Raw genomic sequence first — 14,671 nt, forward strand, 5'->3', positions numbered from 1 at the left:
CTGCACAGCACGTCGACACTACAGATGATCATTCGGAAAATCTCGGGTGGTGCGCTTAGAGTTCCACCTCATGAGCACTCACGTCGACCTGCGCCCAGACACCCTCGCCGTCCGCGGCGGGCTGATGCGCAGCTCCTTCGACGAGACGTCCGAGGCGCTCTATTCGACCTCCGGCTACGTCTACGGCAGCGCCGAGGAGGCGGAGTCCGCCTTCGCCGAGGAGATCGACCGCTTCGTCTACAGCCGCTACGGCAACCCGACCGTGGCCATGCTCGAGGAGCGCATCCGGCTCATGCACGGCGCAGAGGCCTGTCAGTCCACCGCCTCCGGGATGTCCGCGGTCTTCACGGCCCTGGGCGGGCTGTGCGGACAGGGTGGTCGGATCGTGGCTGCGCGGGCACTCTTCGGCTCCTGCTTCGTCATCGTCGACGAGGTGCTGCGTCGTTGGGGTGTGGACAGCACCTTCGTGGACGGCACCGACCTGGACGCCTGGGCGGAGGCGCTCTCGACCCCGGCCACCGCGGTCTTCTTCGAGACGCCGAGCAATCCCACCCAGGAGCTGGTCGACATCGCGGCGGTCAGCGAGCTGGCGCACGCGGCGGGGGCGGTCGTGGTGGTGGACAACGTCTTCGGGACGCCGGTCTTCTCGCGGCCGCTGGACCTGGGGGCCGACATCGTCGTCTACTCCACGACCAAGCACATGGACGGGCAGGGGCGGGTCATGGGTGGGGCGATCGTGGGCGCCGCCGAGCACGTGGAGGGGCCGATCCGGACGCTGCTGCGGCACACGGGACCGTCGATGTCACCCTTCAACGCCTGGGTGACCCTCAAGGGCCTTGAGACGCTGAGCCTGCGGGTCGAGCGGATGGCCGACACGACACTGACCCTGGCCCAGCAGCTGGAGACCGACCCCCGCATCACCCGGGTCTTCCACCCCTGGCTCCCCTCGCACCCCCAGCACGAGCTGGCGCGGCGTCAGATGAGCGGGGGCGGGACGATCCTGACCTTCACCCTGGACGGTGACAAGGATGCTGCCTTCCGGTTCATGAACGCCCTGCGCGTGGTCGACATCTCCAACAACCTGGGCGACTCCAAGTCGCTGACCACCCACCCGGCGACCACCACGCACCGGCGGCTGCCGGAGGAGGCGCGGCTGGCGTGCGGCATCAGCGACGGGACGATCCGGCTCTCGGTGGGGCTGGAGGACGTCGAGGACCTCCGCGAGGATCTCGAGCGGGGGCTGGCCGCGGCCTTCGGCTGACGGGAGGGCGGTCAGGCGGGGCGGGCGAAAACCTGCTCGCCGGCCAGGTGCACCGAGCGGACGCGCTCGCGCAGGTCGGTGAGGTCGTCGTGGGCGCCGTCGAGCACGACGACGTCGCCGACCTTGCCCTCCTCGAGCGTGCCGTGGTCGGGGTCGACACCGAGCAGGCGCGCGGCCTGACGGCTGGTGGCCTCCCAGGCCTTCAGCGGGCTCATCCCGAGCTCGGCCATGAGCCGCACCTCCTCCAGGTTGGTGCCGTGCAGCCCCACCCCGGAGTCGGTGCCCATCGCCACCCGGACCCCGGCCTCGACGGCCCGTCGGAAGCTGTCGTCGTGGACCTCGGAGACCATGCGGGCCTTCTCGATCACCCGGTCGGAGATGACCGCGCCGGCCTCGGCCTGCTCCAGGACCGCCCGTGGCGCCGACAGCGTGGGCACCAGGTAGGTCCCTTCCGAGAGCATCATGTCGATGGCCTCGTCGTCGAGGTAGATCCCGTGCTCGATGGAGCGGACGCCGTTGCGGATCGCGGCCTTGATGCCGGCCGTGGCCTGGGCGTGCGCCATGACGTGCAGCCCGGCCGCCTTGGCGGTGGTGACCAGGGCCTTGAGCTCCTCGTCGTCGAAGTGCCCGTGCAGCGGGTTGCTGCGCGCCGAGAGCACTCCCCCGCTCGTGGCCACCTTGATCACGTCGGCGCCGGCGCGGACCAGCTCACGGACCTTCTTGCGCATCTCCTCCGGGCCGTCGACGACGCCGCTGGGAGCACCCGGGTGCCCGATCATCAGGCCGAGGACGGCGCCGCACACGTGCCAGTCGTCACCGTGACCACCGGTCTGGCTCAGCATGTTGACCGCGATCTGCATGCGGGGACCGGGGGTGATGCCCCGCCGCACCGCCTCGGCGACGCCAAGGTCGGCCCCGCCCGCGTCCCGCACCCAGGTGATGCCGGTCTCCAGCGTCGTCCGCATCCGCTGGGCCGCGAGGAAGAAAGGCAGCGAGAACGGCGTCTGGAGCGTCTTCATCATGTCGGGCGCCTCGATCATGAAGTGCACGTGGCAGTCGAAGAGCCCGGGCAGCACCGTCGCGCCGGAGCAGTCCACGACGGTATCGGCCTCGACGCCGAGCCCGGGGCCGATCTGCGCGACCCGACCGTCCGCCACATACACATCTGCGGAGGCGGGCTGCGCCCCGGTGCAGTCGAGGACCGTGCCGCCCGTGAAGAGTGTGCTCGCCATGCCCACCAACCTAGTCCTCAGCGCCGAGGGCTAGGGTCGCGGGCGTGAGGTCACGTGAGGCGGGGACCGACCTGCCGCCCATCCCCGAAGGGTCCTGGCCAGCGCTGTGGGCGCTGGTCATCGGCTTCTTCATGATCCTGGTCGACTCGACCATCGTCTCTGTCGCGATCCCGGCCCTGATGCGCGACTTCGACGCCAGCGTCAACGAGGTCATGTGGGTCACCTCGGCCTACCTGCTGGCCTATGCGGTGCCGCTGCTGATCACCGGGAGGCTGGGCGATCGGCTCGGGCCCAAGCGGCTGTATCTGACCGGCCTGACGATCTTCACCCTCGCCTCGCTGTGGTGCGGGCTCTCCGGCGAGCTCGGGATGGGGATCTCCGGGCTGATCGCCGGCCGCGTGGCGCAGGGGCTCGGAGCCTCGATGATGACCCCGCAGACGATGGCCGTCATCACCCGGACCTTCCCGGCCGAGCGGCGCGGGTCGGCGATGGCGCTGTGGGGTGCGACGGCCGGCGTGGCCACGCTGATCGGTCCCCTGCTGGGCGGCCTGCTCATCGACGCCCTGGGCTGGGAGTGGATCTTCTTCGTCAACATCCCGGTCGGGATCGTGGGGCTGGTCCTGGCGGCCCGGCTCGTGCCGACGCTGGAGACCCACCGGCACCGCTTCGACATCCTCGGGGTCGTGCTCAGCGCGATCGGTCTGTTCTGCGCGGTGTTCGGCATCCAGGAGGGGCAGACCTACGAGTGGGGCACGCTCACCGGGTTCATCTCGGTGCCGCTGCTCATCGGGGTGGGTGTGCTGGTGCTGGGGCTGTTCGTCGGGTGGCAGGCCGTCAACAAGGGAGAGCCGCTGGTGCCGCTCTCGCTCTTCGGCGACCGCAACTTCTCGCTGGCCAACGCCGCGATCGTGACCGTGGGCTTCTCGATCACCTCGCTGATCTTCCCGTTCATGATCTGGGCGCAGTCGGTGCGGGACATGACCCCGACCCAGGCGGCCCTGGTGATGGCGCCCTCGGGCGTGATGTCGTTCGTGCTGGCGCCGTTCGCCGGCAAGCTGACCGACCGGGTGCACCCGCGGGTCCTGGTCGGCGCCGGCACTCTGGGCCTGGCTGCATCGGTGGTGATCATGTCGCGGCTGATGACCCCGGACTCGCCGCTGTGGGCGATGCTGCTGGCCATGACGCTGATGGGGGCGGCCAACCCGTTCATCTGGGGCCCGCTGTCGACGACGGCCACCCGCAACCTGCCGCTGCACCGGGCGGGTGCGGGTGCGGGCGTCTACAACGCGACGCGTCAGATGGGGGCCGTGCTGGGCAGCGCGGCGATCGCGGTGCTCATGGAGTCCAGGATCGCGGCCCGGCTGGGCAGCTCGGGTGCGCCGGCCGGAATGACGGCCGAGTCGGCGCAGGCCGCGGCCGGCTCCGCCCGGACGATGCCGCCCGCCATCGCCGAGGCCTTCTCCGCCGCGTTGTCCGACGCCATGCTCCTGCCCGCCGCGGTCATCCTCCTCGGCTTCGCCGCCGCCCTCCTCTTCGAGCGTCCGCGCCACCTCACCCGCACCTGACCCCGCCCCCACCGGGAGCGGCGGATGGTTGCCCCCGCCCCCACCGGGAGCGGCCAGTGGTTGCCCCCGCCCCCACCGGGAGCGGCCAGTGGTTGTCCCAGCCCGACCGGGCGCCACGAGTGGCTGACCGGGGACACGGGCCAGGGCGGGAAACTGCCCGGCCGGACCGTCAGCCCCTCAGTGATCCTTCGTCCGGAAAGAACCGGACGAAGGATCACTTTCCGGCTGACGGATCTCGAGGGAGGCACCCACAGACGAGGCCGCGGCGGTGCACAGACTGAGGCGACCGGAACCACGGACCGTGGCGGTGGAGCCGCATACCGTGCCGCCGAAGGCCTGAGCCCCACCAGACGTCGGACGGGACGTGCGATGGGGCCCAGGATCTGGCGGGGAGGGGGTGCGGCTGCTCGCCTACTTGCTCTCGGACTTCGCGGCGGCACGCCTCTTGGTCGACCCGGACTCGGTCTGGCCAGGCGAAGGCTCGCCCTCGGCGGTGCGCGAGGAGGGGACATCGATCTTGTCGACGACCTCGATCTTGGGGTAGTCCGGACGCCACATCAGGTCGTGGATCTCCTGGATCGGGTTCTCCAGCTTCCTGGTCGCCATGCCCTCGGCCTCGGCGGCCTGGGCGACCCGCACGGCGACGGCCGCGGACACGGCACGCAGCTGACGCATCGAGGGCAGCACGGGCGCCCCGCGCCGGCCTGCGGAAGTCATCTCCGCCACCGCGGTGGCCGCCGCGTGCCTTACTCTAGGGCAAGTTCGCGTTGATTACCACTATGCGGGATTACTTTTCCATAAAAAGGAATTTGATCGTCACCGGGCGTGGCGTGTGGTTGCCCTCGAACGCACCGGGCGAGTGCTGTGGTTGCTGGGCGGGCGACCTGCCGGGGCCGAGCCCGATCGCCTAGGCTCGCAGTGACATCCCCGCAGCACGAGGAGCAATGACATGAGCGAGATCGACCGTGGGTCGGACCCGTCGCCGTTCGCGTGGATCTTCGGAGGTGCGCTCGCGCTGATCGGCCTCGGCAGCATCCTGCGTGCCCAGCGAAATCGCCGTGAGCAGGCCATCATCGCCGAGGAGCGTCGGTCCTCGGCGACGGCTGACGAGGTGGCGGAGGGCCATCCGAGCTGATCAACCACACGCCACGCCCGGTCGGGTGAAAAGGGGCGTCAGATGTCGAAGGTGACGCCCTGGGCCAGGGGCAGCTCGCCGGAGTAGTTGATCGTGTTGGTCGCGCGGCGCATGTAGGCGCGCCAGGCGTCCGAGCCCGACTCGCGACCGCCACCGGTCTCCTTCTCCCCGCCGAACGCACCGCCGATCTCGGCGCCCGAGGTGCCGATGTTGACGTTGACGATGCCGCAGTCCGAGCCCTCGGCCGAGCAGAACAGCTCCGCCTCGGCCTGGTCCTGGGTGAACACGCTGGAGGACAGGCCCTGGGGCACCGCGTTGTTGAGCTCGATCGCCTCCGCGAAGCTCTCGTAGGGCAGCACGTAGAGGATCGGCGCGAACGTCTCGGTGTGCATGACCTCCGACTGCTCCGGCATCCGGATCACGACCGGCCGCACGTAGTAGGCGCCCTCCGCCTCGTCGGCCAGCTCCCGCTCTCCCCCGGCGACGACCTCGCCACCGGCAGCCTTCGCCGCCTCGATCGCCGCGACGAAGGCCTCGTAGGAGCGCTCGTCCAGCAGCGGCCCGACCAGCGTCCCCTCGGACATCGGGTCCCCGACGGGCAGGTTGCGATATGCCGCGGCCACCCGCTCGGTCACCTCGTCGACGATCGAGGAGTGGGCGATGACGCGCCGCATCGTGGTGCACCGCTGCCCCGCCGTGCCGGCCGCGGAGAAGACGATCCCGCGCGTGGCCAGGGCCAGGTCGGCGCTGGGCGCGATCACCGCGGCGTTGTTGCCGCCGAGCTCGAGCAGGCTGCGCCCGAAACGGTCCGCCACCACCGGCCCCACCGCCCGCCCCATCCGGGTCGAGCCGGTCGCGCTGAGCAGCGCCACGCCACGGTCGGCGACCAGGGCCTCCCCCACCTCCGGCCCGCCGAGCACGACCTGGCTCAGGTCGGCCGACAGCCCCTGCTCGGCGATCGCGCGCTGCAGCAGCGCATCGGCGGCCAGCGCGCACAGCGGCGTCTTCTCCGACGGCTTCCACACCACCGGGTCGCCGCACACCAGCGCGATCGCGGTGTTCCACGACCACACCGCCACCGGGAAGTTGAAGGCCGACACCACCCCGACCACGCCCAGCGGGTGCCAGGTCTCCATCAGCCGGTGGCCGGGCCGTTCGGAGGCCATCGTCCGGCCGTACAGCTGCCGCGACAGCCCCACGGCGAAGTCGCAGATGTCGATCATCTCCTGCACCTCGCCCAGCGCCTCGGAGGTGACCTTGCCCGCCTCGATGCTCACCAGCGTCGCCAGGTCGGCCTTGTGCTCGGTCAGCAGCTCACCGAACCGCTTGACCAGCGCGCCACGCACCGGCGCCGGCACCGACCGCCAGGTCGCGAAGGCCGCCCGCGCCCGCCGCACGGTCTCCCCCACCGCGTCCGGCTCGCTCCAGGCCAGCGTCGAGACGACCGCACCGTTGATCGGCGAGCGCCCTTCCTTCTCTCCTCGGTATGCGGTGAGGTCGACTCCGCACGCGCGCGCGGCCTGGTCCGCGCGCACCTTGAGGTCCTCGGCGGCAGGAAGGGTGGCCATGGTGACTCCTGAAGAAGGGGACGCGACGGGACGAGCCTGTCACACCGCATACCCCGGCAGGAGAAAGGGGCCGCAGGCCCCGCCCGGTCCGCTCAGGCAGAGGTCACAGGACCTTGGAGAGGAAGGCCCTCGTCCGCTCGTGCTGGGGATCGGTGAGCACCTGGCGGGGGTCGCCGCTCTCGACCACGGCGCCGTCGTCCATGAAGACGAGGGTGTCCCCGACCTCGCGGGCGAAGCCCATCTCATGGGTCACCACGACCATCGTCATGCCGCCGTCGGCCAGGCCCCGCATGACGTCGAGCACCTCACCGACCAGCTCGGGGTCGAGCGCGGAGGTCGGCTCGTCGAAGAGCATGAGCTTGGGGTCCATCGCCAGCGCCCGCGCGATCGCGACCCGCTGCTGCTGCCCGCCGGAGAGCATCGCCGGGTAGGAGGCGTGCTTGTCGGCCAGCCCGACCCGGTCGAGCAGCTCCATCGCGCGGTCCCGGATGGCCGAGGGGCGCACGCCCTTGACCTGGACCGGGGCCTCCATGACGTTCTGCAGCGCGGTCATGTGCGGGAAGAGGTTGAAGCGTTGGAAGACCATGCCGATGTCGGAGCGCTGGGCGGCGATCTCCTTCTCGCGCATCTCGTAGAGCTTGCCGTCGCGCTCGCGGAAGCCGACCAGGCCGCCGTCGACCCGCAGGGTGCCGCCGTCGAGCCGCTCCAGGTGGTTGATGCAGCGCAGGAAGGTCGACTTGCCCGAGCCTGAGGGACCGACCAGGCAGCAGACCTCGCCGTTGCGGACCTCCAGGTCGATGCCCTTGAGCACCTCGACGTGGCCGAAGCGCTTGCGCACGCCGTGGGCCTCGACCATGAGCGCGCGGTCGCCGCGGGGCGTCTCGGTGGGACGGGCGTCCCCGGTGGGACGGGTGGCCTCGGTGCTCATCGGGTCCTCCCCGGCTTGAGGTTGGTCAGCACCTTCTCCAGCACCCCGGTGGGGGCGCTGCGGCGCGAGCCGCGGGCGAAGCGGCGCTCGAGGAAGTACTGCCCGACCGAGAAGACGGTGGTCAGGATGAGATACCAGACCGAGACGGTGAAGAGCAGCTCGATGACCATGAGGTTGTTGGAGTAGATGCCGACCGCGGAGAGCAGGAGCTCGGGATACTGCACGGCATAGGCCAGGGACGAGGTCTTGAGCATGTTGATGAACTCGTTGCCCGTCGGCGGGATGATGACCCGCATCGCCTGGGGCAGCACGATCCGGCTCATCGTCTTGCGCGGCGACATGCCCAGGGCCTGGGCCGCCTCGGTCTGGCCCTCGTCGACCGAGGTGATGCCGGCTCGGACGATCTCGGCCATGTAGGCGCCCTCGTTGATGCCCAGTCCCAGCAGCGCGGCCAGGAAGGGCGTCATCAGCACGTTGGTGTCGGCGCTCCACAGGCCGGGGATCCCGATGGTCGGGAAGACCAGGGACAGGTTGTACCAGACCAGCAGCTGGACCAGCACCGGCGTCCCGCGGAAGAACCAGATGTAGAGCCAGGCCACGAAGGAGGTGACCGGGTTCCTGGACTGCCGCATCACCGCGGCGACCACGCCCAGCACGATGCCGACCAGCTGCGCGAGCACGCTGATCAGCAGCGTGTTCCACATCCCCTGGATGATCCGGGGGTTGGTCAGGTAGGACGCGGTGGCGCCGTAGTCGATGTTGCCGCGGGAGAAGGCGTAGACGAGGGCGACCAGCAGGGCGCCCACGACCACCGCCCCGACCCACCGTCCGTAGTGGCGGACGGGGATCGCGACGATATCGGCCTCGCTGTCGCGGGTCGGGGCGGTGGACATGGTGGCTGCCTCAGGTGCCCGCGTTGATGGTGGCCTCGTCGATGGCGCCGAGCGGGACCTCGTACTTGTCGATCAGCTTCTGGTAGTCGCCGGAGTCGATGATCGCCTGGATCGCCTTCTGCAGGGTGTCGCGCAGCTCGGTGTCCTCCTTGTTGACCCCGATGCCGAGCGGGCCGGCCTCGACCTGGTCGCCGACGACCTCGAAGTCGTTGCCGCCGCCGGAGGTGCGGGCGTTGTAGGCCGCGACCGGATAGTCCTGCATGCCGGAGTCGGCGCGACCGTTCTTGACCTGCAGCATCGCCTCGGTCTCGCGGTCGAAGGCGAGCACGTTGACCGCCTCCTTGCCCTCGGCCTGGCAGGTCTCGCTCTGGGCGTTGCTGACGTCCTCGGCCATCGTGCCGCGCTGGACCGCGATGGTCTTGCCGCACAGGTCGGCGATGCCGGTCAGCCCGGCCGGGTTGCCCTTGGGCACGAGCAGCACGCCGCCGGCGGTGTAGTAGTCGACGAAGTCGATCTCCTTCTGCCGCTCGGCGGTGTCGCTCATCCCGGAGATCGCCACGTCGATGCGGCCGGACTTCAGCTGGGTGATGAGGCCGTCGAACTGGGCGTTGTTCCAGACGAACTCGACGCCGATCTGCTCCGAGATCAGGTCGGTGAGGTCCTTGTCGAAGCCGATGACCTCGTTGTTCTCGTCGTAGTACTCCATCGGCGCGTAGGCGATGTCGCCGCCGACCTGGATCTTGCCGGCCTTCTGGATGTCCTCGGGCAGCTCGTCGAACAGCGGCGCGTCCTTGTTGACGCCGCCGGCGGCCGGGGCGTCGCCGCTGGCTCCGGCGCCGTCGGTGCTGCCACCGCCGCCGCAGGCGGTGAGCAGTGCCGTGGTGGCCAGCAGGGCGGTGGCCAGCGTGAGGCTGGGTCGGTTCTTCACGGATGTCTCCTCGGGATGGGCGGTGGTCAGGTTTCTTGCGGGGTATGCGGTGGCGCCAGGTGGTACCACCCCGTGCGGCTCACGGCGTCGGCGGTCCAGCCTTCGGCGAAGGAGCGGCCCAGCCAGGTGGAGGTGGCGGCGCGCCACTCCTGGGCCTGGCCGGGGTCGGTGCGCCTCAGCTCGACGATGTCGGTGGGGACGCGGATCCACCGGTCGGTGCCGGTGTCGAGGTAGGCGGGGGCGCCGTCGGGGCCGTCGTGGACGGCGGCGTCCTGCGTGGCCACCTGCGTGAGGTCGGGCGGGGACGGGTCGGGGGCGACCCCCTCCCCGGCGGCGAGCGCCCGCGGCGAGCGCAGGTGCCAGCGCACCACCATCCGGTCACCGACGTCGGTGCCGTTGAGCTCGTCGTCCATCCGGCCGTAGAAGGCGGGCTCGAACTCGCTGATCGTGGCGCCGAGCTTGACCGTGTTGAACCGTCCGTTGCGGGCAACCAGCGGGTCGTAGGTCCAGGTCATCACCTCGATGCCCGCGTCCAGCGCCCAGGAGCGCTGGTGCTGCTTGAGGGTCAGGCCGATGCCGCGGTCGCTGGCGCCGGGGCGGACGGCGGCCAGATAGCTGTAGCACCCGCCGGGCACGTCCCGCCCCAGCACCGCCGCCCCCAGCAGGGAGCCGTCGGCGCGGTCGAGGGCGGCGTTGACCAGGCCGCCGGCGTGGACCATGCTGCGCAGCGACTCGCTGTGCATCGGGACCCCCTCCGGCGTGCGGCCCCACACGTCGGCGAAGAGCGCCGAGATCTCCTTGAGCGCACCCATCTCCTCGACCCCCACGACCGTGACGCCGGAGCGGACGGCCGCGGCCGCCACGGTGCGCCGGACCCGACCGCCCAGGTTGAAACCACCGGTGGCCCGGGCGGTGCCGGGCCGGCGGAGGTCGGGGTCGGTGCGCGTCATCTGCACACCTTGCGCCTCTCACCGCGCTCCGCACACCATCCCTGAGCACAACTCGATTAGGATTTCTTTGTGCGAGAGGACAAGGCCAGGGTCGACCACGACCCGCTGCCGAGCATCGGGATCGTGCTGGACACCCTGGGCGAGGCGACCCTGCGCCTGGTCTCCGACCCCGTGGGCCGGGATCTGGCGGTCACCCACACCGTGCTGCACGACGCCCTCGGCGATCTCGAGGAGGGGCCGCGGGGGCTGCTGCTCGTCCCGGGGTCGACGCCCGACGATCCCGCGCTCGTCGCGCTGCTCGGCGACGCCGCGGACCAGGGCTTCTCGGGGGTGGTGGTCAAGGCCCGCGGGCAGGAGCTGACCGCCCTGGCCGACGCGGCCGATGCCGCCGGGCTGGCGCTGCTCGTGGTCGACGACGCGGTCGGCTGGCTGCACCTGGACCGGATGGTCAGCACCGCGCTCGCCGGGACGGGCGGCAGTCCCGGGACCGCGCTGTCCTCGCTGGCCGTCGGAGACCTGTTCTCGCTGGCCAACGTGATCGCGACCACCACCGGCGGGGCGACCGCGATCGAGGACCTGGGGCGCCGGGTGCTGGCCTACTCGACCGTGCCGGGGCAGGTCATCGACGACGAGCGACGCGACGGAATCCTGGGCCGGCTGGTGCCGAACCTGCCCGACAACGACCGCCAGTACGCCCAGGTCTACGCCACCACCGGCACCCACTTCTTCGAGGCGACCGACACCGGGCTGGCGCGGCTGGCCTGCGCGGTCCGCACCGGCACCGACCCGCTCGGCTCGGTCTGGGTCGTGGTGCCGCCCGAGGGGGCGCGGGAGGACGCCGAGGCGATGCTGGCCGCGGCGGCCGAGATCGCCGCCCTGCACCTCCTGCGCAGCCGCAGCGGCGAAGACTTCGCCCGGCAGCGCCGCACCGACCTGGTGCGCCGCCTGCTGGAGCAGGACGACGCCGCGGCCGCCCGTCAGCTGGGCCTGTCCGACCCGGCCGCCCTGTCCGTCGTCGCGATCCACGCCCCGCCCCGGCCGGGGACGAGCTCGGTCGACCTGGCCCGGCTGCTCGACGTGGTCAGCCTGGAGCTGGGCGCGCGGCTGGGGCCCTCCGGCTGCGTCGTCGCCTCGGGCCGCGTCTATGCCCTGGTCACCGATGCCATCGGCCCGGAGCGGCAGCGCGCCGGGATCGCGGGGGCGGTGCGGGCGGCCGGGCAAGCGCTGCGCCTGCAGCTCTTCGCCGGAGTCTCCCGCACCCTCCCCCGCGCGTGGCAGGTGTCGGCGGCCCGGCACGAGGCCGACCGGGTCGTGGATCTCGTGCTCGCCGACCCCGACCTCGGCCCTGTCGGCCATGCCGCCTCGCTCGTGGACCGGCTCACGCTCCTGACGCTCGCAGACCAGCACCCCGACAGCCAGCGCCTCTCCCTCCCTGCGCAGGCGTTGCTGGCCCACGACGCCGAGACCGGCCAGGACCTCGCCGCCCTCGTCCTGGCCTGGCTCGAGTCCGCCCGCGACACCGCCGCCGTGGCCCGCCGCCTCGACGTCCACGTCAACACGGTCCGCTACCGGCTACGCCGGGTCGAGGAGCGCTTCGGCATCGACCTCCAGAACCCCGACCAGACCCTCCTCCTCTGGCTGGCCCTCCGCCTCCACCAGACCCGCTAAACCCCACCGGGCGCGCCTCGTGGTTGCCCCACACCCCACCGAGCGCGCCTTGTGGTTGCTTCAGACGCGACCAAGCGCGCCTTGTGGTGGTTCTGAGAGCGACCGGGCGCACCTTGTGGTTGCTACCACCACGACCGGGCGTGGCGAATGGTTGCCGGATCATGATCCGTCCAGGCTTTCTGGCGCTCCGCGAGACACGGTATGCGGCCACTCACCTGGGCGCGCCCACCCACCTCATCCCTCCTCGGGGGCCGAGCAGGGGGCGCCGAGCAACCACACCCGGCGCTCGGTGCGGCCGGGGACAACCACAGCCCGCGCCCGGTCGCCCTTGGGAGCAACCACACCAGGCGCCCGGTCGCCCTGGGGGCCAACCACACCACGCGCCCGGTCGTAAGGGAGTGCGCCCCAGAACAACCCCCCAATCCCACCCCCACCTCAGACGATGTGCTTCTCCGGCGTGACCACCCCGTCCGCGAACCGCGCCACGTCCAACGCAGACACGTCGACCACCGGACGCTCCCCACAGACCAGCGCAGCGACGGCCTCCCCGACCGACGGCCCCATCAGGAAGCCGTGCCCGGAGAAGCCCGTCGCATAGACCAGCCCGGGCACGTCCTCCGAAACCCCGATCAGCCCGTTGTGGTCCGGCGTCATCTCGTACAGCCCCGCCCACCCCGACCGGATCTCCAGATCCCCCAACGCAGGCGCACGCCGCGCGATCGCCTCCGACAACCCACCCAGCCACGCGTCGTCGCGCCCCAGCTTGAAGCCTGGCGTCTCCGCCTTGTCCGACATCCCCACCAACAACCCCGGCCCCTCGTCGTGAAAGTAGAACGAGGAGGAGAAGTCGATCGTGAACGGCGTCGGACCGTCCCGCCCGTCGACCGGCCCGGTGCACACGATCTGCCGACGCAGCGGCTCGACCGGCAGATCCACGCCGAACCACCCCGCCACCGGCCCCGACCACGCGCCCGCAGCCACGACGACCTGCTCGGTCTCGATCCGCCCACCATCACAGACGACCGCCCGGATCCGACCGTCCTCCACCTCGGACCCCGTCACCGTGCACCCGCTCACCAGCCGCGCACCCTCCCGCCGCGCCGCCCGCGCATAGCCCTGCACGACCGCCTCCGGCGCGCAGTGCCCATCGCCCTCGTGCCAGCTCGCCGCGAGCAACCCTGAAGCGCCCCAGGTTTGATGCCGCTTCCTTTCGAGTCCGGAAGGATGCATGTCATGCCGAAGAAGATCGATCCCGAGCTGAAGGCTCGGGCTGTGCGGTTGGTGCTGGAGCACCGCAACGAGTACCCGACGATGACCGCGGCCGTGCTGGCGGTCTCCCGGCAGGAAGGAGTGGGCAAGGAATCGTTGCGGCGGTGGGTCGCCCAGGCCGAGATCGATGCCGGCGACCGGCCAGGGACCACCACGGCCGAGCAGGCGGAGATCAAGAAGCTGAAGGCCGAGAACCGGCGGCTGCGTGAGGACGTGGCCATCCTGAAGGCGGCCACGAGTTTCTTCGTGGGGGAGCTCGACCCCCGGAACCGATGATCATGGCGTTCATCGACGCCCAGCGCGCCCAGGGGCACGCGGTCGAGTCGATCTGCCGGGTCCTGCGCGAGCAGGGCCTGCAGGTCGCCGCGCGCACCTACCGGGCCTGGAAGAACAACTCCCGCCAGCCCTCGGCCCGCACGCACACCGATGCTCTGGTGATGGACCTGGTGCGCGACCTGGCCTGGACCACCAACACCCGCACCGGCGCCCGTCAGCTAGCCCCGGAAGGGCTGTACGGGCGACGCAAGATGACCGCGCTGGTCCGCCGCAGCGGCCTGCCCGACGCCTCGGCCGGGGCGGTCGACCGGGCGATGCGCGCCCTGGGCCTGTCCGGCCTCCGCCGCGACAAGGGCATCCGGACCACGATCCCCACCAAGGACGGGCGGCGCGCTGGCGACCTGTTGGATCGCGACTTCACCGCCACCTGCCCGAACCAGACCTGGGTGATGGACTTCACCTACGTCCGGGCCTGGACCGGGTGGGTGTACGTCGCGTTCGTCCTGGACGTCTTCGCCCAGCGGATCGTGGCCTGGCACGCTGCCACGACCAAGGAGGTCGACCTGGTGATGACCCCGCTGCGGATGGCGATCTGGCAGCGTGACCACGACGGGCACCCCGTCGCACCCGGCCTGATCTGCCACGCGGACGCCGGGTCGCAGTACACCTCGCTGCGATTCACCGAGCACCTGGCCCTGGAAGGCCTGCGACCCTCCATCGGCTCGGTCGGTGATGCGTTCGACAACGCCTTGATGGAGAGCGCCATCGGCCTGTACAAGACCGAGTGCATCCGCACCACCGTCTTCTGCGACGGGCCCTACAAGACCATCGCGGACGTCGAGTACGCCACCGCTGCCTGGGTCGACTGGTACAACCAGCGACGCCTCCACGGCAGCCTTGGCATGATGTCCCCAGTGGAGTACGAGAACGCCCACTACGCGACCCTCAACCGAGAGCCGCAACCCGTATAGGAGCGGCACAGAACCTGGGGCGCTTCA

General features: G+C 71.0%; 13 protein-coding genes and 1 other annotated feature. Of the genes, 5 read left to right on the top strand and 8 right to left on the bottom strand.

From position 1 onward, the window contains the following. Positions 1-70 precede the first annotated feature (70 nt). Entirely contained in the window at positions 71-1,261 is a 1,191-nt protein-coding gene (locus ACTMMA_RS14300) for an O-succinylhomoserine sulfhydrylase (protein ID WP_441190814.1), read from the top strand. Positions 1,262-1,272: 11 nt separating this feature from the next. On the opposite strand, the gene ACTMMA_RS14305 is transcribed toward ACTMMA_RS14300, so the two are convergent. After that, positions 1,273-2,493 carry a metal-dependent hydrolase family protein gene (locus ACTMMA_RS14305; RefSeq protein ID WP_441190815.1) on the bottom strand — a complete coding sequence of 407 codons (1,221 nt, stop codon included), beginning with the start codon at positions 2,491-2,493 and terminating at the stop codon, positions 1,273-1,275. A 131-nt stretch (positions 2,494-2,624) separates the two neighbouring features. Between ACTMMA_RS14305 and ACTMMA_RS14310 the strand changes: the two genes are divergently transcribed. Next, positions 2,625-4,058, top strand: coding sequence for a DHA2 family efflux MFS transporter permease subunit (locus ACTMMA_RS14310; RefSeq protein WP_441190825.1), 1,434 nt, complete (start codon positions 2,625-2,627; stop codon positions 4,056-4,058). 411 nt (positions 4,059-4,469) lie between these two features. Here ACTMMA_RS14310 and ACTMMA_RS14315 read toward each other — a convergent pair whose 3' ends face one another. Continuing rightward, positions 4,470-4,775, bottom strand: coding sequence for a hypothetical protein (locus ACTMMA_RS14315; protein WP_441190816.1), 306 nt, complete (start codon positions 4,773-4,775; stop codon positions 4,470-4,472). A gap of 232 nt (positions 4,776-5,007) precedes the next feature. Here ACTMMA_RS14315 and ACTMMA_RS14320 point away from each other — a divergent pair, with 232 nt between their 5' ends. Beyond that, positions 5,008-5,193, top strand: a complete 186-nt coding sequence (locus ACTMMA_RS14320) for a hypothetical protein (protein WP_441190817.1) — start codon at positions 5,008-5,010, stop codon at positions 5,191-5,193. A gap of 38 nt (positions 5,194-5,231) precedes the next feature. Here the strand turns inward: ACTMMA_RS14320 and amaB are convergent, their stop codons facing one another. From amaB to ACTMMA_RS14345, 5 genes are all read right to left on the bottom strand, one after another. Beyond that, a complete protein-coding gene (gene amaB / locus ACTMMA_RS14325; RefSeq protein ID WP_441190818.1) occupies positions 5,232-6,761 on the bottom strand; it encodes an L-piperidine-6-carboxylate dehydrogenase in 1,530 nt (509 codons plus the stop codon). Between the two features lie 103 nt (positions 6,762-6,864). Next, positions 6,865-7,617 carry an amino acid ABC transporter ATP-binding protein gene (locus ACTMMA_RS14330; protein ID WP_441190826.1) on the bottom strand — a complete coding sequence of 251 codons (753 nt, stop codon included), beginning with the start codon at positions 7,615-7,617 and terminating at the stop codon, positions 6,865-6,867. Positions 7,618-7,685: 68 nt separating this feature from the next. Further along, positions 7,686-8,582 carry an amino acid ABC transporter permease gene (locus tag ACTMMA_RS14335; protein WP_441190819.1) on the bottom strand — a complete coding sequence of 299 codons (897 nt, stop codon included), beginning with the start codon at positions 8,580-8,582 and terminating at the stop codon, positions 7,686-7,688. A 10-nt stretch (positions 8,583-8,592) separates the two neighbouring features. After that, a complete protein-coding gene (locus ACTMMA_RS14340) occupies positions 8,593-9,510 on the bottom strand; it encodes an ABC transporter substrate-binding protein (protein WP_441190820.1) in 918 nt (305 codons plus the stop codon). 26 nt (positions 9,511-9,536) lie between these two features. Further along, complete coding sequence (locus ACTMMA_RS14345) at positions 9,537-10,460, bottom strand: hypothetical protein (protein ID WP_441190821.1); 924 nt, start codon at positions 10,458-10,460, stop codon at positions 9,537-9,539. Positions 10,461-10,529: 69 nt separating this feature from the next. Between ACTMMA_RS14345 and ACTMMA_RS14350 the strand changes: the two genes are divergently transcribed. Beyond that, positions 10,530-12,128, top strand: coding sequence for a PucR family transcriptional regulator (locus tag ACTMMA_RS14350; RefSeq protein ID WP_441190822.1), 1,599 nt, complete (start codon positions 10,530-10,532; stop codon positions 12,126-12,128). 435 nt (positions 12,129-12,563) lie between these two features. Here ACTMMA_RS14350 and ACTMMA_RS14355 read toward each other — a convergent pair whose 3' ends face one another. Beyond that, positions 12,564-13,358, bottom strand: a complete 795-nt coding sequence (locus ACTMMA_RS14355) for an NAD(P)/FAD-dependent oxidoreductase (RefSeq protein ID WP_441190823.1) — start codon at positions 13,356-13,358, stop codon at positions 12,564-12,566. 3 nt (positions 13,359-13,361) lie between these two features. On the opposite strand from ACTMMA_RS14355, the gene ACTMMA_RS14360 reads away from it, so the two are divergent. Beyond that, a protein-coding gene (locus ACTMMA_RS14360) for an IS3 family transposase (RefSeq protein WP_441189664.1) occupies positions 13,362-14,644 on the top strand; the annotation gives its coding sequence in 2 pieces (ribosomal slippage) (positions 13,362-13,635 and positions 13,635-14,644; 1,284 coding nt in all). After that, positions 13,631-13,765, top strand: a sequence feature (AL1L pseudoknot). (Overlaps the previous gene by 135 nt.) Positions 14,645-14,671 lie beyond the last annotated feature (27 nt).

The organism is Ornithinimicrobium panacihumi (genome assembly GCF_052073805.1).
GTDB lineage: Bacteria > Actinomycetota > Actinomycetes > Actinomycetales > Dermatophilaceae > Ornithinicoccus > Ornithinicoccus panacihumi.